The following is a 24,402-nucleotide window of genomic DNA, read 5'->3' as shown; positions in this document are numbered from 1 at the left end:
GGCGGCCAGCGGACGCGTCCCTGACTAGCTCAGACCTCCTTCTTTCCATCGGCGCACACTGGGGTGGTCGAGATCGAACAGGTCCAGAGCGCGACCCACTGTCTGGCTCACCAGATCGTCGAGCGTCTTCGGACGGGTATAGAAGCTGGGCACGGGCGGCATGATAATCGCCCCGCTGCGCGTTGCCGTGTCCATCAACGCGATGTGACCGGCGTGAAGCGGGGTCTCGCGCACCATCAGGACCAGTTTACGACGCTCCTTGAGGCAAACGTCGGCGGCCCGCGAAATGAGATCGTCGGAATAGCAATGGGCCACCGCGCTCAGCGTCTTGATCGAGCACGGCGCGACCAGCATGCCTTCGCATTTGAACGAGCCTGATGCGACGGCCGCACCGATATCCTTATGCGGATAGGTGACATCGGCCAGGGCGCGGATTTCCTCGGCAGAGCCAACGACGCCCTCTTCCATGGCCGTGCGCACACCGGCGCTCGACATGATGAGATGGGTCTCGATGCCTTCGATTTCGCGCAGCATCTTGAGCGCCTGCACGCCGTAGCAAGCGCCGGATGCTCCGGTAATCGCAACGATCATACGGCGCTTTTGCATGGTTCAGCGCCCCTTGGCCTGGGCGCGGGCCAGAACGGCGCGCATGCGGTCATAGGAGGCTTCCGGCGGGAGGGCTTTGTCGAAGCCTTCCTTGCGGTCCGACTGTCGGATGGTCGCGTCATAGCCGATCTTTGCGACCATGCCGCCCGCTTCCTGCGGCTCGGACCGATCGGCAGGCAGATCGGTGACGATCAGTACGTCGCGCTCGGCGCGCATACGGGTGGATTTGGCCAGTTCCACCGCCTCAGTGTCCCAGGGGTCGACATCGCCATCGACGATGGTGATGTTCTTGATGATGCTGACGGCACCCCAGCAGATTGCCATGGCGCGGCGGGCCTGGCCGGGACGCGGATTGTGGATTTGCACCACGACATTGTTGCGGCCCGAACCGGACGCCGTGACGGCGACTTCCCCGACATTGTGGATCGAGCGCGACAGCTGGGCCTTGAGGCTCGCGGCAATCGGGATAGCGCCGAGATAGATGTGCTCGGCATGGTAGCCGGGTTCGATGACCTGGAACATGGCATCTTCCCGCCGCGTCATGCGGTGGAAGCTGGCGAGGACACCAACGCCATAATCCTCGTACATGCCATGATATTCCGAGACATAGCCCTCTTCGATGGGCTTATCGGCATGAATAAAGCCCTCGAGCACGATCTCGGCATCGGCCGGCACGAGGATGTCATTGGTGAGGCATTTGGTGACGCGCACGGGTGCGCCGAGCAGTGCACCAGCACAATGCAGTTCATCGTCGCCAAGGCCAAGATAGAGGCAGGCGGCCAGCTGAATGGCGGGATGTGCACCGAGAACCACGGCGAAGGGCAAGGGCTTACCCATCGCCGCGGCCTTGCGCGCCATGATCGCGAGGTGATGGTTCGGCGCAATGCCGATCAACGCCTCGGTGGGGCTAAGGATCTTGAGGCGCGCATAGGAGGCATTGCCAAGGCCGGTTTCGGGATCAACCGCAACCATCATGCCGGCGCTGATATAGGGGCCAGTTTCCTTGGCAAAGAATGTTGGAACAGGGAGGCGGGCAAGAACGCCATCGTCAAAATCGACCTGCTGCACCGGAGCCTTTTCGACGGTAACTGGCGCAACCGGCTTCTTGACCGACGCAAGCAGCGTTTCCTGGATTTCATGAGGCTCGACACCCAGTGCCAGGGCAATGCGCTTGCGATCGGAGAGGAGATTGCCGAAAGCGGAGAGGTCCGAACCCCTAAGGTTGCTGGCAATGACAGCCTTGGTATCGTGGGTCAGCGACAGCAGTGCGGAGAGATCGAAATGCGGATCGACTTCTTCACTGACAACCAGCAGTTCGCCTTGGGCCTCGAGCTGGCGCAGGATCGGCCGGCAGGACTGGTCCTGCACATCGAGGCCGAACAGGCTCTCGGTTTGAGGCGAAAGATCTGCCACTGCTGAAACACTAGCCAAAACCACTACCCTCACCGCCCTCTGTCTATTTGATGAGCATGGAGCGATCGGAGGGACGTGAGTAGTCAGAGTTCCCTTAATTTAGATATCGGAAGTTTTTAATCGTTTTGCCCTCGGCCTCACAATCCCGGGGGCTGCAGATGCCAGTGACGCTCAAGCGTCTAATATCTCTGTGCCATGTGAGCAGTGCCGCTCAGCAATATCTCCCGACCCCAGAACATTCGGGAAGCAGGCCCTGATCACAGCCTTTCGGAAGGCCAAACGCGGCCTCGCCCCTAACTAAGTCGCCGCCGCTTCCAGTTCTTTTTCGCTGGCGAGGTAGCCTGCGCGTTGCGCGATGATGGCGCAGACGAAGAGTTGGATTTGATGGAAGAGCATGAGCGGCAAGATGATCATGCTGACGGCTTGGCCAGCGAACAGAATGTTGGCCATGGGGAGGCCGCTGGCGAGGCTTTTTTTGGAGCCGCAGAAGAGCAAGGTGATCCGATCGGCTGGAGTGAGCCCTGCTGCCCGTCCAGCCCACACCGTGGTTACCATGATGACCGCGAGCAGAATGACATCGGCCGCGATGATGATCGAAAGGCTCGCCAGACTCACTTCCTGCCAGATCCCGGCGATGACGCCGGCGCTGAAGGCTGAGTAGACGATGATAAGAATGGAGCCACGATCAACGACCTGCGTCAGAACGGAATGACGGCTGATGAAACCGCCGACCAAGGGGCGGAGTAGTTGGCCGAGGATAAAAGGCGCGAGGATTTGGAGACCGATATCGAGGATGGATTTGAGCGATATGCCATCGCCCGAAGAATGCAGCAGCACAGCCACGAGCGCTGGGGTGAGGAACACGCCGAGCACATTCGACATCGATGCCGCGCAAACAGCCGCAGGGACGTTGCCGCGTGCGATCGACGTGAACGCGATCGACGACTGTACCGTCGACGGCAGGATGGAAAGATAGATGATGCCGATTGCCAGCTCTTCCTCGATCCATGGCGACAGGACAGCCGCCAAGGCCAATCCGCAAAGCGGAAACAGCACATAGGTGAAGCCGAAGACTAGGCCTTGCAGGCGCCAGTTGGCGATGCCCGCCACGATGGCGCTGGTGTTGAGCTTGGCGCCATAGAGAAAAAACAGGAGCGCGACGGCGAAATAGGCGATCTGATCGACGATATCTGCCCCGACGCCCGACGCGGGAAAAATGGTCGCGAGCGCTACAGTCCCGATCAGAAGGAAGAGATAATAATCGAGGCCGAAGCGTTTCAGGCGGTTAGCAAGGGACATTGGGACGTGCCAGATCGAGGAGATGGGGTTTGGTATAATGGATCGGCGCAATGATCCACAGCGCTCGGGCAGTTTTAGTCACGGGCAACCTTAGCGCGCTTCAAGCAGCCTAGCCGCTGATGTAGCGCCGCATGCAGTACATGAGCGTCGCTTTCTCGTCATTCTCACGAACGCTGACGACACGTCCGAAGAGAACGCGGTGGGTTGCTTCGTCGACAAAACTGGTGAGTTCGCAGTCAAAGCTCACTGATGCGGTGGCGAGCACGGGGACTCCGGCAAAACCCTCGTGCCATTCGCCAAGGGCAAAGCGCTCCAAGCCCGGCATTCTGCCTCCAAAAAGTTCCGAGAGGTCTTCCTGGCCCGGCCTCAACGTGTTGACGCAGAAGTGGCGGGCATTCTCGAAGGCATGAAAACATGAGCTGGTACGGTTGATGCAAACGAGCAGTGTCGGGGGTGTATCGCTGACGCTGCAAACGGCCGAGGCTGTAAAGCCGTAACGTTTCTCAGCCAACGTCGTTGTGACGACATTGACGGACGTACCGAGGCGCGACATGCCGTTGCGATAGGTGGCTTTGTCCACAGAGTTGGGGCGATGGTCCAAGACGTCCATATCGGCCTCTCAAGCATATTTTAGGGCGGAAGAACCGGAGCGGCGTTTGTCGCTCCTTTTGATCGATTTAGCGGTGGCGAACCCAGCCGGCCACACGGGGTGACGACAGGTCGGCGCTTAAGCCGATAGCTCCTGACGGACGATTGCAGCACCGGCACTCAGGGCCTGCAATTTTTCTTTAGCGATCTTTCGGGAAAGGGGCGCCATGCCGCAATTGGTGCTGGGATAGAGCTTGTCAGCGTCAACGAACTGCAAGGCCTTCCGCAGGGTCGCGGCGACTTCTTCCGGAGTTTCGATGGTGTTGGATGCGACGTCGATCGCCCCAACCATGACCTTCTTGCCGCGAATAAGTTCGATCAGGTCCATGGGAACATGGGAATTATGGCACTCGAGCGAAATCAGATCGATGCTCGATTTCTGCAGCGTTGGCAGCGTCTTTTCATATTGCCGCCATTCGTCGCCGAGCGTTTTCTTCCAATCCGTGTTGGCCTTGATGCCATAGCCATAACAAATATGGACGGCGGTCTCGCACTTGAGGCCCTCGATCGCGCGCTCAAGCGTTGCTACGCCCCATTCGTTTACCTCGGCAAAGAAGACGTTGAAGGCCGGCTCGTCGAACTGGATGATATCGACGCCCGCAGCTTCAAGCTCCCTGGCTTCCTCGTTGAGGATTTTGGCGAACTCCCACGCGAGCTTTTCGCGGCTTTTGTAATGCGCATCGTAGAGCGTATCGATCATAGTCATTGGCCCCGGCAGGGCCCATTTGATCGGCTGCGTAGTCTGGCGACGCAGAAACTTGGCGTCTTCGACGAAAACCGGCTTCTGCCGCGAAACGGCGCCCACGACGGTGGGCACGCTCGCATCATAGCGATCGCGAATGCGCACGGTTTCGCGCTTTTCGAAATCGACGCCATCGAGATGCTCGATGAATGTCGTGACGAAATGCTGGCGCGTTTGTTCGCCGTCGCTGACGATATCGATGCCTGCCTGTTGTTGATCGGCGAGGGATAGGCGCAGCGCGTCCTGCTTACCCTCGATGAGTTCTTCGCCTTCCAGTTTCCAGGGCGACCAGAGCTTTTCAGGCTGGGCCAGCCAGGAGGGTTTGGGAAGGCTACCAGCCGTCGAGGTGGGGAGGAGTTTGTTCATGATGCTCGATCTTCTTTTTACTGTTCAGGACACGTAGCTGGCGGACCATTGGTCGAGCACGCTTTTATAGGGCTTGATGAAATGCTCTTCGGCGAACTTGCCCTGCTCGACGGCAAGCCGGCTGCGTTCGTCGCGGTCATAGACCACCCGCGTCACGGAATAGTCCTGATGCTTCAGGTCGGGCTGATAGAGAGCTCCGGCGGCCGAATTGGCGTTATAGATCTCGGGCCGGTAGATTTTCTGGAACGTCTCCATCGTGCTGATGGTGCTGATCAATTCCAGATTGGTGTAGTCACCCAAGAGATCGCCCACATGGTAGAACGCGAGCGGCGCCACGCTATCGGGCGGCATGAAGTAGCGAACCTTGAGCCCCATTTTGGCGAAGTACTGATCAGTCGACGAGAATTCGTCCTGGCAGTACTCGACGCCCATAACCGGGTGCTGATTTTCGGTGCGGTGATAGACTTTGCTGCTTGAGGCACTGATGCAGATGACCGGCGGCTTGCCGAAATTTGCGCGGTAGGTGTCCGAGTTCAGAAATGCCTTGAACAGCTTGCCATGCAGATCGCCAAAGCTCTCCGGAATGTTGAATTTGGCTTGCCCCTTATTGTGCTCGGGCAACACGACGCTGAAATCGTAGTCGCGAACATAGGACGAGAAATTATTGCCGACGATTCCGTCGAGGCGCTCATTCGTCCTCTTGTCCAGAATGGTGGACTTGAGGATTTCGATGAGGGGGAACGAGGCGCTCTTTCCATCGGCACCGATCGTCAACTCGACAGTGACGATGTCGAGGTCGACGGCGTAGCGGTCGGCTTTGGGGTTATCCCAGCGCGCCAAGGCGTTGAAGCGATTGTCGATCATCCTCAGCGCATTGCGCAGATTTTCCTGCCGGCGCTCGCCGCGAGCGAGATTGGCGAAGTTGGTGGTGACGCGCGTGTTTTCAGCGGGCTGATAGTCCTCGTTGAAAGCAACGGTCTTGATTGCGAAAGTCAGGTCTTTGGTCATGGAGCGGTCGCCGTCTCTTATCGGTCTTGATGTCAGTCAGCAGGGTTGAAAGTGGCGCATGACGCATCGCCAGCGCGCATCATCGGGACGTCGAGCAGACCTGGCATTCGTGGGTGGCACGCCAAACATGCCGGCGGATTTTGCATTTGAGACATGACAAGCCCCATTCTGTTGGGGGCAAGGCCAAGGCAAGCACATAGCGAAGCGGGCCGCGCTCGCGACCATCACTACGGCACACCAGGACACCCCGCCCGTGGACGTTATTTCGCCGAGGCAGGTCTCCTGGCTCGCGGGTCATCGCCGTTATCCGTCTTCCCAGGTCTGACCCCAGTGACATGTTGGACTTCGGCTCGCCGCTTACAGTTGCGGGGGCAGCGCCGGCATTCCCGACCTTTCGGGGCACCGGCTTCCCTCTTAGCTCCGGCACATCGCAAGCGGCGACCGGAGAACCTTGGCCTCTGCACTTTCCGGCAGAAGCCATCACGAGTCAATATCGTATAAAGATATCTTTATATCTTTAATTCATCAGGTGAGTGGTTTCAGGTTTGCAGAGCGTGGAGCAGCATGATGCGAGCCCCTTGCTCGCGTCTGGAGCTAAAGCTATCGCGCTAAAGAGATTTTGGTTGTGAAGTTAACAGCGACGGTCGCGCCGCTCGGTGCGCGACCAAGGCTAGTCTTCCGCTAGATCAAAGACGCCGCGGTGCCGGTGCGCCTGAAATCGGCCGATGCCATGAGACCGGCATCGCTGCGCCAGCACATCTGGAAGGAGCCCATATTCCAGTCCCATGCCGGCATGGGAGTGAGATGGAGGCCGAGGGCCGTGACGCCAAGGACGGCTTCCGGTGCCAATCGACTTTCGATCGTGAGCGCATAATTATCCTCGAGCGGCAGCATGCGCGGGGCATCAGACGCCGCATCGGGCGTCATGCCGAAGTCGAGAATATTGACGAGCATTTGTGCCACTGTCGCATAGACATTGCCCGGCGTGCCAAGCGCCAGCCAAGGCGCGCCATCCTTCATGACGAAGGTATTGCCCAAGATGTTGCGCATGCGGGCGCCCGGTGTCCGCCAATTAGAGAAGTGCGCGTTCATCGACGTCTGCTCGTGCGATCCCATCATGGCAACGCCGCCGACAGCCATGCCGGGGATGCCACCCGACTGCACCGTGTTCATCATCTGCAGCCAATTGCCTTCAGCATCGACGATCGAAATTTCACAGCTGCCGACCGGCGCCTTGGACTTGGCGCTGTTCCAACCGGACGCGGCAAAGGCGGCGGCGCCGGTGGTCAGCCGGACATGGTCGGTCAGATCGACCTTGGGCCGGCTGGCCTTGATCAGTTGGGCCAGGGAGCGGTGATAGGCCGGGTCCATGATGGCGGTGGCACCCTCGCCGAAATATTGAGGGTCGTGGAGGAAGCCGCAGGCCTGTTCGGCCAGACGGAGCGCGTGGCTCATATAGAAGAGATAGTCGGCGCCAAATGGCTCCATCTGGGCAATGCCCGCTTCCTCGAGCACGCCCAGCACCAGCGAGCAGAACACCGCCTGACGTTCGGGCGGGGCCAGACTGACAATCTCATTGCCGCGATGACTAAAACTCAATGGCTCCTGCCAGCGCGGCGGGTTGGCGGTCATATGGTCGAGCCGCGCCGGCCAGCCGAGGGCGTTGCCGACCGCCACGAAATCACGCGCCCATTGGCCTTCCGTAAAGTAGGTTGGGCCCTCTTCCGCCAAATCCCGCAGTGTCTTGGCCAAAGAGGGATTGCGCGTGATGCTGCCGACGGGTGGCAGATAGCCATCGGGCATGAAGACGGCGCGGCCTTCTTCGAAATAGGTCGAAAAGGGAGCAGCGAAGACGTTGACGCCATATTCGAAAGAGGAGACAGGATGCCCTTCCTCCGCCCAGCGAATGGCATCCTGGCACAATTCAGACCATGGTCGCGTGCCAAAGCGATCGTGCATGGCGCCAAGTCCGGGCATAAAACCAGGAATGGCTGCTTGCGGTCCCGGCGCGCCCTCCCGCGCCCAACCGCCGACGCCGTTGATCGGCCGGAATGGTGCCAGATCGTGCGGCAAGGTGCCGAGTGAATTCAACTGATAGGCGCGCTTGGTCTTGGCGTCCCAATAGAGAAACGAGACCATGCCCGCATGGCTCGTCAGGTGGGGTTCAACTGCCGCTTGCACCAAGGCTCCGGCGATGGCGGCGTCTGCAGCATTGCCACCACCGGCCAGGACTTTCATCACGGTTTCGGTGACGATCGGATTGCCGGTGCTCGCCACTGCCTTGCCGCGCGCCAGAGGCTTGGGGCCTTGGTCGACTATATAGCGGCTTTGCAGGTCAATCAGGCGTGCTTGATCCAACTGATGTCACCGTTTTCTTCGAGATAGAGATTATTCCTTCGGCTCCATGGCGTCGCGGAGACCATCGCCAAGGAAATTCACGGCCAGCACCGTGCAAAGGATCAACAGCCCCGGGGGAATGGCTAGCCAAGGCGCGACGCTGAGATAGGAACTGGCGCTGTTGAGCAGGTTCCCCCAGGTCGGCACCGGCGGCTGGATACCGAAGCCCAAAAAGCTCAGCGCCGATTCCAGCATGATGGCGCTGCCTACGGCCAGGGTGGCCGATACGGTGATAGGGCCGATGGCATTGGGCAGGATATGGCGGAACATGAGGCGCGCGCCCCCTGCCCCCAAGGCGCGGGCCGCCTCGACGAATTCGCGCTCACGAAGCGCCAGAAACTGGCTCCGCACCAAACGCGCCGTACCCATCCAGATCAGCATGCCGACGATGGCGACAAGGAGAGGCGGACTGGGACGAAAGAGCCCGGACAGCAGCAGCACAAGCGGCAAAGTCGGGATCGACAACATCACGTCGGTCAGCCGCATCAAGAGCGCGTCGGTCCAGCCACGGTAAAAACCTGAGAGCGCGCCCACCAAAGTCCCGGCTATCGTCGCAATGATTGCGCCCGCAAGACCGACAGCGAGCGATACGCGACCGCCATAGATCAGCCGCGTCAGGGAATCGCGACCAAGTTCGTCAGTCCCCAGCCAATGCTGCGCTGAAATCGGTCCGGGTGAACCAATCAGCATGAAATCCTGCCCATCGAAGGAATAGGGCGAAAAATAGGGTCCGATGATGATCGCGACGGCGAGAAGCAACAAGAACGTCAGACCAGCTACTGCCGGCTTGTGCTTGAAGAAGCGCTTGATGACGCGACGGCCATAGCTTTGCGGCGGCTGGACCTTGGCCAGCGGAATGGCAGTGTCAACCATAGCGGATCCTTGGGTCGAGCGATGCATAGGCGAGATCGGCGATGATGTTGGCGATGATGATGCCGAGCGAGCCCATCATCATCAGGCCCATGAGCATCGGATAGTCGCGGCCATCCATGCTTTCCATGAAAAGACGTCCAATACCGGGCCAGGCAAAGACGGTTTCAGTGATGACAGCACCGGAAATCACGGTGGCAAAATCCACCGCGATGACGGTGACTGCCGGGATCATGGCGTTACGCAGGGCGTGGAGAATAACCACCCCCCGCTCCGAGCGACCCTTGGCATAAGCGGTACGGATATAGTCCTGATTGAGCACGTCGATCATGCCGGACCGGATAAATCGGCTCCAACTGGCGACAGTGGCGAGCGACAATACTGCGGCAGGCATGACGATATGGCGCAGACGATCGAGAAAATCGCCGCCGCCGATGGATTTATAGCCAGCCGATGGCAGCCAACCCAGTTGCACGGAAAACAGCAATTGCAGCAGCAAGGCCAGCCAAAAGACGGGGATCGAGATACCCGCGAACGAGGCCAGCGTCAGGCTGCTATCGAGCTTCGAGCCACGACGCGAAGCGCTGATGATCCCGAGAGGAATCGCGATGATGAGGGAAATGATCAGCGCAAGGCCGCCAAGTTCCAAAGTTGGCCCGAGGCGCAAGACGATTTCGGTCAGCACCGGGCGACCAGTGCGGATGGAATAACCCCAATCGCCGACCACCATGGATTTCAGCCAGAGGAGGTATTGAATCGGCACCGGTTGATCCAAGCCATACGCGGCAGAGATCTGCGCCAGCGCTTCCTTACTGACGGCAGGGTTCTCGGTATACATATCGAGCGGACCGCCCGGCGCCAGATGGATAATGGCGAAGAGGATGACCGAAATACCCAGCAGCAGCGGGATGGCGCTCAATAGACGGCGCAAGACGTAACCAAAACTCATGCCGCCTCCAGGCTCGCAAAAAGAAAATGCCCCCGGCCCGTTGCGGCCGGGGGCGTTTGGTCTAGTGGAGATTACTCCATGTACCAGGCAGAGGTATCGACGAAGTTGGTCATGTTGGTTGGGTTCGGCACGAAGTTCTTGAGCTTGGTGGTCTTGGCGATCAAGGCCACGTTGTTGACCAGCGAGATGGTCGGCAGGTCTTCGGCCAGGATGGCTTGGAACTTCGAGGCTGCAACCTTGCGCTCGGCCGGGTCGAGCGTGTTCTCGAATTCAGCCATGGCTGCATCGAGCTCAGGGTTGGAATAGGACTGCCCATTGTTGGCGCCGCCCGTGCCCCAGAAGTCGTGATAGACCGGGTTAGCCGAGGTGATCCAGCGACCATAGATCAGGTCATAGCCACCCTTGTAGCGGGCTTCGCGATAGGCAACGCCGGTTTGGTTGTTGGCGGTGGCTTCGATGCCGATGGCCTTGAGCTGGGCAATGATGACTTGCTGGGCGAGTTCGTCATCGGCGCGACCGGACTGCACCATGAACGCATAGGAGAGACGTTCGCCGTCCTTTTCACGGATGCCATCGCTGCCGGCGACATAACCGGATTCATCGAGGAGCGCGTTGGCGGCGGCAACGTCATAGGCGAGGACCGGCGTGCTGTCGTCGTAGAAGTCGAACACCGGCACGACAGGCGACTTGATAGCCTTGGGGAAACCACCCTGAGCGCGAATGATCACTTCGCGATCGATGCCCATGGCAATGGCCTTGCGCACGTTGAGATCGGCGAGCGAGGGGCGCTTGAAATTGAAATCGAGGTGCTGCCAGCTCAGCTGCGGCCCCTGGACGATTTCGATGCCCTCGATGCCCTGAACCTGGCTTGCCTGGCTGTAGGGTGTCGAGACGACCATGGTCACTTCGCCCGACTTGAGCTGGGTGATTAAGGTATTGGTGTCGGGGATCATCTTGAAGATGATGGAGTCGAGGTAGGGCAGCTTGTCGCCATTTTCGGCGGTGCGCCAGTAGTCGTCATTGCGCACGGTCTCCACATATTGGCCGCGCACGAATTCCTTGACCTTGAACGGTCCGGTGCCGACCGGGGTCTCATTGTAGGACGAGGTGTTGAGATCGGTGCCTTCGAGCAGGTGCTTTGGCATGATGCCGAAGGTGAACAGCGTCGCAGCAAAGGTCGGCGTGATCGTGTTGTAGTTGACGATGACCGTATAGTCGTCGGGGATGTCGATGCTCTCGACTTCGGACGAACCATCCTTGGATTCGGCGATGAACGCCGGGTCCTTGACTGCCTCCCAGGTGTATTTCACGTCGGCAGAGGTGAAGGGTTCGCCATCATGCCACTTGACGCCTTCGCGCAGCTTGTAGGTGATCTGCATGGTCTTGCCGTCTTCCGAGACGACGATGCCGCCATTTTCGAGCGATGGCACTTCGGTGGCGAGGACCGGCACATAGACCGCGTCCTTATCGGGTGCGATCAGGCCTTCGATAACGGCAGCCTGCGCATCGCCGAGGAAGCCGGTCGAATAGGGGTTCATCGTATCGATCTCATAGGTGAGACCGACGATCAGCGTGCCGCCGGGCGCCTGGGCCCAGGCTGGGAAAGCCCGCATGGTGGTGAGTACGGCGGTACCGGCAAGCATGCCCTGAAGCGCTGCACGGCGGGTCAGTTTGATTGTCATTGTCACGTCCTTCTACCTGATGCCCATGCGGGCGTTTGCCTTAGCCAGCTTCGGCCGGTCTTGTCGTCTAGTAGCCCAGCGTTCGATCCACGAGATGCGGCAGCTTCTCGCCGCGCTCGAACCGCCGGATATTTTCAGCCATTTCCGCCACGGCCGTATGCGCATGCGTCGGCGCTGCTACGTGCGGGGAAAGCAAGACTTTTGGGTGGCTCCACAGCGGATCTGCCGCCGGGAGAGGCTCCGTCCGGAAGACATCGAGGGCGGCGCCGCTCACCTGTCCACGATCGAGCGCATCGATCAGATCGGCATCGACCACATGGCCACCGCGTGCCCCGTTGATGAAGAACGCGCCCTTGGCCAAGGCGTTCAGCACGGTCGCATCGACGACATTGGCCGTTTCGCTGGTCATGGGCAGGAGGTTGACGAGAATGTCGGCTCCGCTCACTGCATCCATGAGGGCCGGGCGGCCCGCAAAGCTGGTTGCGCCATCGATCGGGCGGCCAGATCGGCTCCAGACGCGCGTCTTGAAACCAAAGCGGACGAAATGGCCGGCGACCTGCGAGCCAAGGGCCCCTGCCCCGAGCACGGCGACGGTGCGCTCGCGCGCCAGCTTTTCCTGCTGCGGCGCCCATTCGCGCTTGGCCTGAAGGTCGGCATAGGTGGCGAGGTTGCGGTGCCAAGCGAGCGCGTGAGCCAGCACCCAGTCCGACATACCGTCGGCCAATCCATCATCGACCAGACGAACGATCGGCAAATGGTCCGGCACTTCGCCACTTGCAAGCAGGTGCTCGATGCCGGCATTGAGACTTAGCACTAGCTCTAGCCCCGGAACGGCCGCGATAACACCCGGCGTCGGGCGGCCAACGACGATATAGGGCACCGGCGCATCCCCGGGCTGGGGCTGCTGGGTGAACACTTCATGCGCTGGCAACTCGCTGCGAAACAGCTCGGCCATGTGCTCTGGATTGCTTCGTGCGGCAATAAATATACGTTTCATGACAAGCAGCATGGTGCGGCAGGAAGGCGTCATGCAATGCCCGAAAAAATCCGCTTTATGCGCACTTCAACTCATGCACCGGGCAAATTATCAAAATGCACAAAAATTGCCCGCAATCGCCGTTTTATGAGCAATTGCGGGCATGAGAGGTCATTGTCAGGAGACTGCGTCGGAACCGCGAAATGCTTGATCTATTCGCTCAGGTTAAGTTCGGCTGCTCTAATGCACGCCACGCGGTGACCGTTTTCGAGCGTTTCAAGTGGCGGGACCACTTCAGCGCAGGGCTCGATCGCGTAGGGGCAGCGGGTGCGGAAAACGCAGCCGGAGGGTGGATTGACCGGGCTTGGGAGATCACCCTTGAGCGTGATGCGCTCGCGGCGGATCGTCGGGTCCGGCACGGGCGCGGCGTCGAGCAGAGCGCGGGTATAGGGGTGGCGCGGATTCGAATAGAGATCGGCGGCAGTGCCCATCTCCATGACCCTACCAAGATAGAGGACGATGACGCGGTCGCAGAGGAATTCGATGACCGAAAGATCGTGGCCGATGAAGAGGAGCGAGAGGCCAAGTTCGCGGCGGAGATCCTGCAGCAGGTTGATGATCTGGGCCTGGATCGAGACGTCGAGGGCAGAGACCGGCTCGTCGGCGACGATGAATTCGGGATTGACCGCAAGAGCTCGGGCGATGCCGATGCGCTGGCGTTGCCCACCGGAAAACTCATGCGGGAAACGGGCGGCGGCGCTGCGCGGCAGGCCGACCTGTTCGAGGAGATCGCCGATGCGCTGATCGCGATCCTTTCTCGTGCCGATCTTGTGCAGCATCAAAGCCTCGCCCAGCGTCTGGCCGACGCTCATGCGCGGATTGAGGCTGGCATAGGGGTCCTGAAAGATGATCTGCATCTTGCTGCGGAGAGCTTTAAGGTCCGCCGGCGCGAGGGCGGTAACGTCTTTATCACCCAGTTGCACCTTGCCCGACGTCGGCTCGACGAGACGGAGGACCGCACGGCCGAGCGTGGTCTTGCCCGAGCCCGATTCCCCAACGAGGCCGACGACTTCACCCTTGCCGACGGTGAAGGAGACGCCATCGACGGCGCGCAGCGTGACGCCTTCCTTGAAGAGCGTCTTGCCAATTGGGTAGTGGACTTTGAGGTCTTCGACGACGAGGAGCGGCTCAGCCATGGACTTCGTTCCAGCGGATGCAGCGGGCCCGATGTTCGGGAACGACCGGCAGGAGGGCGGGCACCGCGGCGCGGCATTCGGGGATGACCCAGGCACAGCGCGGATTGAAGTCGCACCCTTGCGGCGGATTGCGCGGATCGACCACGCTGCCCGGAATGGCACGGAGCCGAAGCTCCTGACCGGAGGCGCGGGCGACATGATCGACGACCGGCAGGCTGTCGAGCAGGCCGCGCGTATAGGGATGGCTTGGATGGGCGAACAATTCGCGCACCGGCGCTGTCTCGACGATGCGGCCGCCATACATGACGGCGACGCGATCGGCTACTTCGGCGACAACACCGAGATTGTGGGTGATGAACAGGATGCCCATGCCGATCTCGCGCTGCAGGCGCCGCATGAGTTCGAGGATCTGGAGTTGCACCGTGACGTCGAGAGCCGTGGTCGGCTCGTCTGCGATGAGCAGCGCGGGATTACAAGCCAGAGCCATGGCGATCATCACGCGTTGGCGCATGCCGCCCGACATCTGATGGGGATAGACATCGGCACGGCGAGCTGGATCGGGAATTTCGACCAGGGCCAGCATTTCGACGGCGCGAGCCCAGGCCTGCTTGCGGGTGAGATTCTGGTGGAGCCGAGCGGCTTCGGCGATCTGGGCGCCGACCTTCTGGGTCGGATTGAGCGAGGTCATTGGCTCCTGAAAGATCATGCCGATTTCATTGCCACGAATGTCGCGCATGGCGTTTTCGGGCTGCTTGACGAGATCGACGATCTGGCCCGCGCGCGTGCGGAACAGCATTTCGCCGCCGGTGATGGCGCCGACGCCTTTTTGGATGAGGCGCATGACTGAAAGGCTGGTGACGGATTTGCCCGAGCCGCTTTCACCGACGAGGGCAACGGTCTCGCCCTGCCCGATGGTGAGGTCGACGCCTTTGACAGCGCGGACGACGCCGGTTTCGGTCGAGAACTCTGTGACGAGGCCGCGGATATCGAGCAGTGGAGTGGTCTGATCCGTCATGGGTTGAGGTGCCCTGCCCTTTCCATTTCCTCTGATATCCAGGCGAGCGGCATGTGGCCGTAGCTCAGGAGATGATCGTGGAAGCCGAGCGTGTCGCCCTTCCAGCGCTGGCGCAAGCTTTTGATGCCTTCAACGCCGAGCCAATACATGAGGCGGGAGCCCGGCAGCATGGAATTGCGCACGACTTCACCCTCGACGCGGGCGGCGGCAAAGCCGGCTTCGCGGTAAAAGGCCATGGCTTCTTCGAGGGACCAGTCGCCCAAGTGCAGCTTGATGTCGACGAGGACGCTCGCGGCATTGCGGCGCTCGAACTGCTTGAGGAGGAGGATTTCCTCGGGCGTGTAGAAGCCCGGCGCTTCCATCAGCAAATCCTCGACATAGCAGGCCCAGCCTTCGATGAGCGTGCCGGAACCGAGGAAGGCCAAGCCCAGAGCGCAATCGGTGCCGGCAATGCGGGCGAGGCGCGACTTCGCGGCGCGGGCGCGGGTATTCTGGGTGTGATGGCCGACGCTGCCGTGGTGGACCGAATGGATGGTCTTGACCATGGCGGTGTTGTTGCCACGCAGGAACGCCGCTTCATCCTCGCCCGGCGGGGTGACCCAATAAACACTGCCGGCACCGGGATTAAGGCAGGGCGGCGAGCGATAGAATAGAAAATAGAGCGGCTGGCTGATCTTGCGGAAGCATGGGGCCATCCAGCGATAGTCGAGATCGTATTCCTGCGCCGGGGTGACGAGCGCGGCGCCCTGGGCGACGGCCTGTACGTCCCAATCCATATAGCTGTCAAAGACGGCTTCGGGATCGGCAGGATGGATGTCAGCGAGACTGGCCAGGATCTGATCGGCACTGCGGCTCGGGTCGATGGCGTGGGCCATTTCGGCCATCTCGTCGCCCATGCGCTTGTAGGCGGCTTCGGCCATGTCGACGGCTTCGCGCGGCGACATGGGAAGGCCGTGGATCTCGACCATGAGCAGGCTGAGATAGTCTTCGCCACAGGCCGGATCAGCATCGGGCTGGGTATCGAGCGCGGCGGCGAAGGTTTCGAAGGCGTCGGCGGCCTGGCGGGCGGGTTCAGCCCAATCGTCGGCGAATTCTTCGTGGAGCTTTATGTCACTGCGGAGGAAACCGGCCATGGCCGTGGCTTCCTTTTGCGCGCGCTTGACCCAGCCCTGCGGAGCCGGGACGCCATCAAGGCGCTCGGCGGCTGAACGCAGAAAACCAGCGAGACCATTGAGCCGCGCGATCAGCGCCGCGTGCCGGATCGGTTGGGACTGTGGCAGCAAAAGCGAAATAATCGAAAACGCCGCCTCGCCCGAATACCAAGCCGGATTGTGGAGCCGTGGCCGCGTTTCAGCCGACAGACGCTGCATACGCAGTTCGGCCAACATCATGCGCCGATCAAGCCGATCGCCAAGATTTTCAGGCAGTTCGCTGGCTTCAAGGCGCGTGAGAAGATCGTCGATTTCGGCGATCTCTTCGCTCAGCGTCTCCGGTCCGGCCGGCGGCAGCACGGCATCATGGGCCTTATCGCCCATGAAGGTCGCGTCGACTGGACGGAAGCGCCAGTGATGGGCGAGGAAGTCGTCGACAACCGCCGGATTGTAAGAAACCTTCATGCGCTCTTGCCCGGCAGTTCGACCCAGCGGCGCTCGACATTTGCCTTGATGATCGCGTCGACAATTTCTTGGCTCTTGGCGCCATCGAAGAAGGTGCATTCCTGCGGCCGGTCTTCGAGGATTTCGTCGACGAAGTGGCGGACGAGATTGCGATAATAGAGCTCAGGCCAGGGCGTATTGAGCGTTGTGCCCGGCGGGAGGGCCTCTGCGCCGACATCATATGGGATGAATTCGACGGCTTCAGCCTTGGCGATTTTCAAAGTTTCGGCGGTGCCGAATTCCGAAATCAGCCGGGCAACCGCTGCGCCCTTCGAGCAATAGACGCGGATCTCGACGCCGGGATAATTGCCGACGGCGACATAGGAAGTCTGGAGCAGACCCTGTGCGCCATTGGCATATTCGACGAGCGCCACGGCGCCATCTTCGACCTTGATCTTTTGAAGGCCGACTTCGCCGCGCACGATGCGCTCGGGGATGAAATTCTTCATCGTCGAGGCGACCGAGCCGAACTCGCCGCCGAGCCAGCGCATCAGGTCGATGAGGTGAGAGCCGTAGCCGACGATAGAGGCAGGGATCAGCGCATTGCGATCGACGCCCGGCGTGATCTGGCGCAGCGGCTCCTGCGGATCAAGCCACTGGGAATTCTGCTCGAAACCGTGGATGTGGAAGACTTCGCCGAGCGTGCCGTCATCGATCCACTTCTTGATCTGACGGATGGCAGGCGAATAGCGGAAAGTGAAACCGAGCTTTGTGCGGACACCCTTGGCGTCGGCCTTGGCCGCTGCATCGAAGGCCGGGGCGGCTTCGGTGTGGAGCGGCTTTTCCGAGAGGACGTGCTTGCCACCTGCGATGGCGAGCAGGCTAAGCGGCAGGTGGGTATGCGTCGGGGTGCAGACGTCGACCATCTGCACGTCCGGATCGGCGATGAGCTTTTCAGGGTCGGTATAGACCTTTTTGGCCCCGTATTTTTCGCCCATGGCCTTGGCGCGATCGGGATCGACATCGCAGACGGCGATGAGGTCGACGCGTTCATGCGCCTTGTAGCCGGGAAGGTGTGCCTTGTCGGCCCAGGTATGCGCGCCAATGAGGCCAACGCCGAGTTTGCTGGTCATGGCAGGGTCTTTCCAATTTCGGCAGCATAGGCGGCCAGCTCATCAAAATTGTGGAAGCCGAGTTCGCGCTTGCCGTCTTCGATTTCATAAATCATCGAGGTCAGCTTTTCGTTGAGACGCGTATCGGCTCCCGCCTTCTTGCCGAATTCGATGAGCTTGCCGGCAAAGGCGCGGGTTTCGGAGGGGCGCTTGCGATAGACGATGTCCCACCAGATGCCCGAACCCTTTTTCTTGAAATTGTGGGTCGGCTTGTTGTCCTGGTCCTTCTTGAGAAGCCAGATGGCGTGGTCGATATTGGCGAGGAGCTTCTTGGTGTCCTCGGCGGTTTTCACGCGGTAATTGGCGGGATCGAAAAAGTCGAAAGCCTGGATCTCAATATTGTTGGCATCGGCAATTTCGAGGGCTTCCTTGACCACGGCACCAGCCGTGCGGGCATACTTTTCAACGCCCAATGTGTCGCGGATCTTGGCATCGGCGAGGGCCGAAAAGACCACCTGGGCGGAATAGACTTCCTTGGCCCAGATCTGGCCCCAAATGCGATCGGAATATTGCACTTCCGTGAGGGCCGAAAGCGCGTCGCCAAGCTCCTTGAGCCGCGGGGTCATCTCCCCGCTCATTTCGCCGAGCTGGATCGGGCCTTCATGCACAAATTCGATATAGCCCGGATCGACCAGCGCGCCACCGTAATTGGGAATGGAGCCCATGATAATCTTGTCGCCAGGCAGACCGGCTTCGTTCAGCGCCTCGATCATGCCCGGCTCGTTGAAGCCGTTCTGGTAGGAGACGACGAGACTGTCGGCGTTGAGCAGCGGAATGATCTGCTTGAGGGCTTCGATGGTGTGCTGGCTCTTGGTCGCAATCAGCACGACGCCGAGATTACCTTCAAGCTGATCCGGCGTCTTGGCCTTGACCTTGATGTTCATATCGCCACGAACACCATCGATGGTCATGCCCTTTTCGTTGAGCGCCGCGACATGTTCCGCCCAGCGGTCTACCAGCGTCACATCGTGGCCGGCTTTGGTCATATAGGCACCGGCAAGACCGCCAATAGCGCCTGATCCGATAATGGTGATCTTCATGCCGAGGCCTTTTCGATGACGGTCTGGGGAAACATTTCTAGGCTCTGCGGGCTATTGGCATTGCTATAGAGCGCGTCGAGGAAAGTGGGCCATTGATCCTTGGTGACCCGTTCACGCACCCGCCGAACGGCTTCATTGCCGGCCCAGTAGGATGAGATGAACGGCCCGCGGAATGGGTGGGCGGCCATGCGCAGGCGACCCTGAACCCAGGCCTCCTGCCCCATTGCCGTGTCGCGCAGATAATTGGCGACGTCCTCGCGCGGCACCCCTTCCACCATCAACATCCAGGCGGCGCTGGTTTGGGCCGCCGAGCGCACGCGGCGCAATTCAACGTGGATTTCATCGTCATCATCTTCGATGAAATCGATCAGGTGCGCGCCCTGATCGCCGATGCCTTCCTGCACGCAGCCAGTGATGGCATCGGTGGTGATCAGCAATGCGTCAGCTGGCGCACGGCCCTCATCGACAGCCTTTTTGGTTGAGAGCAACTGCGTCGAATGGCCGGGATAAACTTCGTGGCAGACCAGATGCTTAAGCGCAGCACGGGTGAAGCTCAGATCGTAGTTGAGGTCCATCTTGCCCTGATCAAACGAGCAGCGCGCCGTATAAAACATTCCGCGAACAGGGTTGAGCACCATGTCATAGTCGCCGGTGTCAAAGATCAGTTTGTCAGTGCGCGCCTTGGCATCGGCCATGAGTTCGCGGAATACCGTTTCGATCTTTTCGGTCGGGATGGCACGGGCGTCTTCCCAGGCCGAAACACGTTCACCAAGCGAGCCGTTGACGAAGCCGGACTTCGTCAAGAGCGCATCGACCTTTGCACGCGCGTCTTCGATCAGCGCCGCATCTTCACGGCCCGCGGGGGCGCCGACCAGATCGGTGACCTTTTCCTCGAATGACGGACTTGCGCCGCTCAGCATTTTGACGGCGACGCGGAGGGACTTGAGCATGCCCTCAAGGAATACTTTGCGCGGTCCTGCAGGCAGTGCTGCCGTCGCAGTATCGAGCGAAACCAGATCGGCCTTGATGCTTTCGCGGTCGGAATAGCTGACCGGATCGACAATGCCCTTGCCAAGATAGATCGGCACGAGGCCTTCACCGCCGAGGAGGCTACCTTCTGCTGGCTGGCTGCGCTCGAAAGCGTCGATGCCCATGGTAACTGCGGTCAGTTTCTGGCCGATTTCAAACGAATTCATGCGGACCTCGGAAAGGGCGAGCGAAAATTAGATCAGTGGTCGAAGAGGCCGTCGGGATTCTTGAAGGACTTGAACTCCATGGCATTGCCGGCCGGGTCCTTTAGGAAGAACGTGCCCTGCTCGCCCGGCGCGCCCTCGAAGCGCACCTTGGGCTCCATGACAAAAGGCCAATTGGCGGCGCGGAGACGACCGATCAGATCATTCCATTGGTCCCATGGCAGCACGGCACCGAAGTGATGTAGCGGCACCATGTCATTGCCCACCTTGGAGGTGGCAGTGGACTTTGGGTCCTTATTGAGATGGGCCGAAATCTGGTGACCAAAGAAATCGAAGTCGATCCAGTTGTCGGACTCTCGCCCTACCTTGCAGCCGATGACATCGCCGTAAAAATGGCGGGCCGCCTCCTTGTCGTCGATTGCGAATGCCATGTGGAAGGGGATCATGCCGTGCGCCTCTTGGGGTGCCTTATGGAAAATGATGCCGCGACGTCGCGGGTGTGCTGGCCAAAAAGCTATCCTCTTGGCGAATGCTCGCAAGCCGCATAAAGATTGCGCTTCCATGACTTGAAAGAATGCTCGCCATGCGCGGACGCCTCCTGCCCTCGCTCAATGCTATTCGCACCTTCGAAGCGGTTGCGCGCTACAACAGCTTCACCCGCGCCGCCGAAGAGCTGAACGTTACGCAAAGCGCGGCCAGTCGATTGGTCCGAAGCCTTGAAGAATATTTGCAGGTGCCGCTCTTCACTCGGCAAAGCCGTCGTATCGAACTGACGGACCAAGGGCGGTTTTACAACGAACTCGTGCGCGACTCGCTCGATCTGATCGAAGCTGGCACTGTTGAGTTGATCTCATCGAAAGAGGGCAAAGGGACCCTTTCGATCGGCATGTTGCCGACTTTTGGCACGCGTTGGCTGGTGCCGCGCCTACCCTCGTTTCAGGAAGCGCACCCAGAAATTTCGCTCAACATCATCTCGAGTGATGGCCAGCTCGACTTCACCAAGGAGCGCATTGACGTGGCCATCCGCTTCGGCCACGGCGAATGGAGCGATGCCATTGTCGATCCGCTGATGAGCGAGGAAATCATGGTTGTTTGCAGTCCGCGGCTGATGGAAGGCAAGTACCCGATCACCAGCTATGACTCGCTCCGCCATCACCGGCTTATCCGTCACTCCACCCGCCCCAATAGCTGGGAGCACTGGTTCCGTTCGGTCGGCGCTCACCGCGAGGATCAGCAATGGGGCCCAACGCTCGAGCACTTTTTCATGGTCATCCAGGCGGCCATCGCCGGCCTCGGTGTCGCCCTCCTGCCGAGTTTCCTCGTGGAAGACGACATTCGTTCGGGCAATCTTGTAACCCCGTTCACCGATCGCATTTCGGGACCCGGCGCCTATTATCTCGTCACCTCTGCAGCCAAAAGCGAACTGCCCCGCGTCAAGATATTTCGGCAATGGCTACTGGCGCAATTGGCTTGAGCAGCGTCATTGACCGGACATGATGACGTTGGATGTCTGCCCGTTGGAAACGGTTACGCGTTCCATTAGCCAGCCGCCCTGCTGCGCATATTGCACCATCCAGGTAACGCTCGTCGTGAGATAGTACGACCCCGCGGCCAAATCGGTGAAGACGAAGCGACCTTCGCCATCAGCGATCAGCTTGCGCGTGTAATTGTAATATTCGGCGCTGTCGTTCTTAAACGTGCTGCCGAAATAGCTGATCTTGCTGCCCTTATAGATGCTTGCAAAGCGTTCGTCGCTATAGGGGGTCTTCGGCACCAGATAGACCTCGCTACCTGCTGCATAAACAACCATGCCGTCATTGCGGCGCAGAAAGGCCTGGCCGGTGATGGTCCCCGTCCCTTTCCGGTTGATGAAGGCAGCATCCGTAGCGTTGAAAGTCGATTTGAGCGTCGTCGGCGAGCAGGCGGTGAGGCATAGCGCGAGTGCCAATGCCGCATATTTTACGATGTTCATGATAGCCCTCCAAATATGTCGATAGCGAACGACTTGCGTCTGCGAGACGTCAATTGGGAGTTTCGGAAGATTTCATCAGTTTTAAAAATGCCGCGCAACAAAAAGGGCCGCCACTTTTAAGGGCGACCCTCACTTTATTTACAGATCAAGCCAGCGTTGCGGGAAAAAAATGCACTATCGCAGCAGGATCAGTGATCGCGGCGCCATTTTGATGGCCTCGCCGCCCTTGACGTGACGGTCGGTATTAGTGGGTTCTGCCGTATCGATTTCGGCAGTCCAATCACCGCCGCTGCTGCGGGTTGGCACCACGAAATCTACATCGCCATCGTGCGGATTGAAGAGCACGACAAGCTCCCACCAAATGCCTTCCTGGTTCTGCAGGTCATCCCGCGAGAGCCTGATACCAAGCGTTGTCGCGCCGCCATCGAGCCAATGCGCTGCCTGCTGCTCGCCGCCACCTGGATTGTACCAGGTCACGCTCATCATATCGCGCCAACTGGAGCGATGGATCAGAGGTTGGGTCTTGCGGATCGTCGTCAGCTTCTGGACGAACTGGTGCAGCGCCTTGGCATTGTCGTTGAGATCCCAATTGATCCAACTGATCTCGCTGTCCTGCGCATATCCATTGTTGTTGCCGCCCTGGGTGCGGCTGAATTCATCGCCTGCCAGCAGCATGGGCGTGCCATGCGAAAGGAAGAGCGTCGCAAGAAAATTGCGCTTCTGGCGTTCGCGGGTTGCGACGATGCCTTCGTCATCAGTTTCGCCTTCCGCACCATAGTTATAGCTGCGGTTGTCGTTGTGACCGTCGTTATTGCCCTCGCCGTTGGCCTCATTGTGCTTGGAATTGTAGGACACAACGTCGTGGAGCGTGAAACCGTCATGGGCTGTGATGAAGTTCACGCCAGCCCATGGACGACGCCCACGATGGTCGTAGACATCGCCTGAGCCCGTGAAGCGCGCAGCGAAATCGGTCGAGGTGTGGTCGGTGTTCTTCCAATAATCGCGGACGGTGTCGCGATATTTGTCGTTCCACTCGGCCCAGCCGGGTGGGAAGCCACCGACCTGATAGCCACCGGGGCCGATATCCCAAGGCTCGCCAATCAACTTGACCTTGGCGAGCGCGGGATCCTGTCCCACCGCATCAAAGAAGCCGCCGCGCTGATCGAAGCCTTCTGGCTCGCGACCGAGAATGGTACCGAGATCGAAGCGGAAGCCGTCGATGTGCATTTCTTCGGACCAATAGCGGAGACTATCGGTCACCATCTGCAATACGCGCGGATGGCTGGTATTGACGGTGTTCCCGGTGCCTGTGTCGTTGATGTAGTAGCGCGCGTCGCCCGGCATGGTGCGATAGTACGAGAAGTTGTCGATGCCCTTCCAGGAGAGCGTCGGCCCCATCTCATTGCCTTCGGCGGTGTGGTTGTAGACGACGTCCATGATCACTTCGAGGCCCGCGTCGTGGAAAGCGCGAATGGTGTTGCGCAGGCCATTGATCCCGTTGGGGCCATAATAGCGCGCGGCCGGAGCGAAGAACCCGAGCGTGTTATAGCCCCAATAGTTGCGCAGCCCCTTTTGCAGCAGGAAATCGTCATCGGGGAAAGCGTGGATCGGCAGAAGTTCTACCGAGGTCACGCCGGTAGACTTGATATAGTCGATGATCTCGCGCTGCCCGAGGCCTTCGAAATTGCCGCGGAGGTTTTCCGGAATTGCCTGATGGAGTTGGGTGAAACCTTTGACGTGGGTTTCATAGAATATGGTCTTGGCCCAATCGATATTGGGCTTGGTGTCATTGCCCCAATCGTAAGCGCGCGGATCGACGACCCTGCCCTTGGGCATGACCGAGGCGCTGTCCTGATCGTTGAATGAAAGGTCTTTTTCCTCCGCATCGGCAAGATAGCCGAAGTGGGCAGGCGACCATTGAACATCGCCGACCAGTTCCTTGGCGTAGGGGTCGAGCAAAAGCTTGTTCGGATTAAACCGGTGGCCGTGCGAAGGCTCATATGGGCCATGGACGCGATAGCCATAAAGGGTGCCGGGGCCAAGATCGGGAATGTAACCGTGCCAGACCTCGTTGGTGTTCTCAGGCAGCGTTATGCGCTCAATCTCCGCACCGCTCGCTTCATCGAACAGGCAGAGTTCGACGCGCGAGGCATGAGCCGAAAACAGGGCGAAATTGGTGCCCTCTCCATCCCAATTGGCGCCGAGGCGAGTGTAATCACCAGGCAAGGCACGGCGTGAGGACGAAGGCGTATCGTTCATTTGC

General features: G+C 59.7%; 21 protein-coding genes and 1 riboswitch. Of the genes, 1 reads left to right on the top strand and 20 read right to left on the bottom strand.

The window, feature by feature from the left end:
• Window positions 1–24: 24 nt before the first annotated feature.
• The 18 genes from ASE94_RS14010 to ASE94_RS13925 all read right to left on the bottom strand — a co-directional run bounded on the left by ASE94_RS14010 (window position 25) and on the right by ASE94_RS13925 (window position 20,613).
• Entirely contained in the window at window positions 25–606 is a 582-nt protein-coding gene (locus ASE94_RS14010) for a UbiX family flavin prenyltransferase (protein WP_062630919.1), read from the bottom strand.
• A 3-nt stretch (window positions 607–609) separates the two neighbouring features.
• Window positions 610–2,019 carry a UbiD family decarboxylase gene (locus tag ASE94_RS14005; RefSeq protein WP_062630918.1) on the bottom strand — a complete coding sequence of 470 codons (1,410 nt, stop codon included), beginning with the start codon at window positions 2,017–2,019 and terminating at the stop codon, window positions 610–612.
• Window positions 2,020–2,316: 297 nt separating this feature from the next.
• On the bottom strand, window positions 2,317–3,318 hold the full coding sequence (locus ASE94_RS14000; protein WP_062630917.1) for a bile acid:sodium symporter family protein: 1,002 nt from the start codon (window positions 3,316–3,318) through the stop codon (window positions 2,317–2,319).
• Between the two features lie 109 nt (window positions 3,319–3,427).
• On the bottom strand, window positions 3,428–3,928 hold the full coding sequence (locus tag ASE94_RS13995; protein ID WP_062630916.1) for a flavin reductase: 501 nt from the start codon (window positions 3,926–3,928) through the stop codon (window positions 3,428–3,430).
• Window positions 3,929–4,045: 117 nt separating this feature from the next.
• Window positions 4,046–5,074, bottom strand: coding sequence for a methionine synthase (locus tag ASE94_RS13990; RefSeq protein ID WP_062630915.1), 1,029 nt, complete (start codon window positions 5,072–5,074; stop codon window positions 4,046–4,048).
• A gap of 24 nt (window positions 5,075–5,098) precedes the next feature.
• On the bottom strand, window positions 5,099–6,082 hold the full coding sequence (locus ASE94_RS13985) for a DUF1852 domain-containing protein (protein ID WP_062630914.1): 984 nt from the start codon (window positions 6,080–6,082) through the stop codon (window positions 5,099–5,101).
• Window positions 6,083–6,336: 254 nt separating this feature from the next.
• A riboswitch (cobalamin riboswitch) is annotated at window positions 6,337–6,551 on the bottom strand.
• Between the two features lie 212 nt (window positions 6,552–6,763).
• Window positions 6,764–8,440: a gamma-glutamyltransferase gene (locus ASE94_RS13980; protein ID WP_062630913.1), complete on the bottom strand. Its 1,677-nt coding sequence runs from the start codon at window positions 8,438–8,440 to the stop codon at window positions 6,764–6,766.
• Between the two features lie 30 nt (window positions 8,441–8,470).
• On the bottom strand, window positions 8,471–9,352 hold the full coding sequence (locus tag ASE94_RS13975) for an ABC transporter permease (protein WP_082461221.1): 882 nt from the start codon (window positions 9,350–9,352) through the stop codon (window positions 8,471–8,473).
• Window positions 9,345–10,298: an ABC transporter permease gene (locus ASE94_RS13970; RefSeq protein WP_061907217.1), complete on the bottom strand. Its 954-nt coding sequence runs from the start codon at window positions 10,296–10,298 to the stop codon at window positions 9,345–9,347. Before ASE94_RS13970 ends, ASE94_RS13975 begins: the two co-directional genes overlap by 8 nt.
• A gap of 71 nt (window positions 10,299–10,369) precedes the next feature.
• The gene (locus ASE94_RS13965) at window positions 10,370–11,980 is read right to left on the bottom strand and encodes a peptide ABC transporter substrate-binding protein (RefSeq protein WP_082461220.1); all 1,611 of its coding nucleotides are present in this window, start codon (window positions 11,978–11,980) and stop codon (window positions 10,370–10,372) included.
• Between the two features lie 67 nt (window positions 11,981–12,047).
• Complete coding sequence (locus ASE94_RS13960) at window positions 12,048–12,977, bottom strand: glyoxylate/hydroxypyruvate reductase A (RefSeq protein ID WP_162236095.1); 930 nt, start codon at window positions 12,975–12,977, stop codon at window positions 12,048–12,050.
• 191 nt (window positions 12,978–13,168) lie between these two features.
• Window positions 13,169–14,152, bottom strand: coding sequence for an oligopeptide/dipeptide ABC transporter ATP-binding protein (locus tag ASE94_RS13955; protein ID WP_062630911.1), 984 nt, complete (start codon window positions 14,150–14,152; stop codon window positions 13,169–13,171).
• Window positions 14,145–15,167 (bottom strand): ABC transporter ATP-binding protein, encoded by a 1,023-nt coding sequence (locus ASE94_RS13950; RefSeq protein ID WP_062630910.1) that lies wholly within the window; start codon window positions 15,165–15,167, stop codon window positions 14,145–14,147. Before ASE94_RS13950 ends, ASE94_RS13955 begins: the two co-directional genes overlap by 8 nt.
• Window positions 15,164–16,783 (bottom strand): DUF885 family protein, encoded by a 1,620-nt coding sequence (locus ASE94_RS13945; RefSeq protein WP_062630909.1) that lies wholly within the window; start codon window positions 16,781–16,783, stop codon window positions 15,164–15,166. The genes ASE94_RS13950 and ASE94_RS13945 overlap by 4 nt, the downstream gene beginning before the upstream one ends.
• Window positions 16,780–17,895 carry a Gfo/Idh/MocA family oxidoreductase gene (locus ASE94_RS13940; protein WP_062630908.1) on the bottom strand — a complete coding sequence of 372 codons (1,116 nt, stop codon included), beginning with the start codon at window positions 17,893–17,895 and terminating at the stop codon, window positions 16,780–16,782. Before ASE94_RS13940 ends, ASE94_RS13945 begins: the two co-directional genes overlap by 4 nt.
• Window positions 17,892–18,974, bottom strand: coding sequence for a 2-dehydropantoate 2-reductase N-terminal domain-containing protein (locus ASE94_RS13935; protein WP_062630907.1), 1,083 nt, complete (start codon window positions 18,972–18,974; stop codon window positions 17,892–17,894). Before ASE94_RS13935 ends, ASE94_RS13940 begins: the two co-directional genes overlap by 4 nt.
• A complete protein-coding gene (locus tag ASE94_RS13930) occupies window positions 18,971–20,170 on the bottom strand; it encodes a hypothetical protein (RefSeq protein WP_062630906.1) in 1,200 nt (399 codons plus the stop codon). Before ASE94_RS13930 ends, ASE94_RS13935 begins: the two co-directional genes overlap by 4 nt.
• 32 nt (window positions 20,171–20,202) lie before the next feature.
• On the bottom strand, window positions 20,203–20,613 hold the full coding sequence (locus ASE94_RS13925) for a VOC family protein (RefSeq protein WP_062630905.1): 411 nt from the start codon (window positions 20,611–20,613) through the stop codon (window positions 20,203–20,205).
• Between the two features lie 137 nt (window positions 20,614–20,750).
• Between ASE94_RS13925 and gcvA the strand changes: the two genes are divergently transcribed.
• Window positions 20,751–21,641 (top strand): transcriptional regulator GcvA, encoded by an 891-nt coding sequence (gcvA, locus tag ASE94_RS13920; RefSeq protein WP_061907296.1) that lies wholly within the window; start codon window positions 20,751–20,753, stop codon window positions 21,639–21,641.
• Between the two features lie 6 nt (window positions 21,642–21,647).
• On the opposite strand, the gene ASE94_RS13915 is transcribed toward gcvA, so the two are convergent.
• Together ASE94_RS13915 and glgX are read right to left on the bottom strand one after the other, a co-directional pair.
• On the bottom strand, window positions 21,648–22,139 hold the full coding sequence (locus ASE94_RS13915; RefSeq protein ID WP_062630904.1) for a hypothetical protein: 492 nt from the start codon (window positions 22,137–22,139) through the stop codon (window positions 21,648–21,650).
• A 174-nt stretch (window positions 22,140–22,313) separates the two neighbouring features.
• Window positions 22,314–24,398, bottom strand: coding sequence for a glycogen debranching protein GlgX (glgX, locus tag ASE94_RS13910; protein ID WP_062630903.1), 2,085 nt, complete (start codon window positions 24,396–24,398; stop codon window positions 22,314–22,316).
• Window positions 24,399–24,402 lie beyond the last annotated feature (4 nt).

Source organism: Devosia sp. Leaf64 (genome assembly GCF_001421945.1).
Classification (GTDB): domain Bacteria; phylum Pseudomonadota; class Alphaproteobacteria; order Rhizobiales; family Devosiaceae; genus Devosia.
Note: the sequence above shows the minus strand (reverse complement) of the source record. Positions and strands in the feature narration are given on the sequence as shown.